Annotated in this window: 1 protein-coding gene; it reads right to left on the bottom strand. The window is 76.2% G+C overall.

Annotated elements, in window-relative coordinates; genetic code table 11:
• Positions 1–702 (bottom strand): WD40 repeat domain-containing protein (locus RCG67_RS16885; protein WP_368827954.1); only part of this gene is annotated, 702 nt, incomplete at both ends.

The raw sequence follows: 702 nt of genomic DNA, 5'->3' as shown, positions 1-702 counted from the left end.
CCAGATCCACACGAACTTGTCGCCGGAGGCACCCGCCAGCCGGGCGCCGTCCGGGGAGAACTGCAGTCCCTTGACCGAGGACAGGGCGTCCGAGGTCTCGCCGAGGGGACGGGGAGTGGACGGGTCCGCGACGTCCCAGAGGCGCACCCGGCCGCCCTCGGTGCCCACGGCCAGGACGTCGGCCACCGGGGAGAACACCGCGGAGGTGACGACCGAGTCGAGGGTGAGCTCCGCGGCCCGCCGGGGCGCGGCCGGGTCGCTGACGTCCCAGAGCTGCACGTGCCTGGCGTCGTCCGCCGCCGCGAACACCGTGCCGGAGGCGTTGAACCGCGCCGCCTCCGTCCCGGGCACGGGCAGCGTGGCCACGCGCCGGATCTCTCCCCCGGTGTCACGGCGCAGGAGGGCGATCTCGGTGCCGACCTCGGACCACGCCGCGATCGTGGCGCCGTCCGACGAGACGTCGGCGCCCGTGACCCCGACGTCCAGGGCCGGGGCCTGCTCCGGCTCCTGCGGGCGCCCGTCCTCGAGGGGCCAGACCAGGAGGTCCCCGGCCTCGGTGCCGCCGGCCACGAACGAGGCGTCGGGTGCGACGGCGCCGGCGTACCAGAGCTTCTCCCCGGGCGGGGCCTGCGGGGACGGCAGCGGGACGGGGGACTCCTCCGTGAGGTCGAAGAGGGAGACGACACCCCCGCCGATGCCCAC

It is taken from the genome of Kocuria cellulosilytica, from assembly GCF_040981245.1.
Taxonomy (GTDB): Bacteria; Actinomycetota; Actinomycetes; order Actinomycetales; family Micrococcaceae; genus Kocuria; species Kocuria cellulosilytica.
Note: the sequence above shows the minus strand (reverse complement) of the source record. Positions and strands in the feature narration are given on the sequence as shown.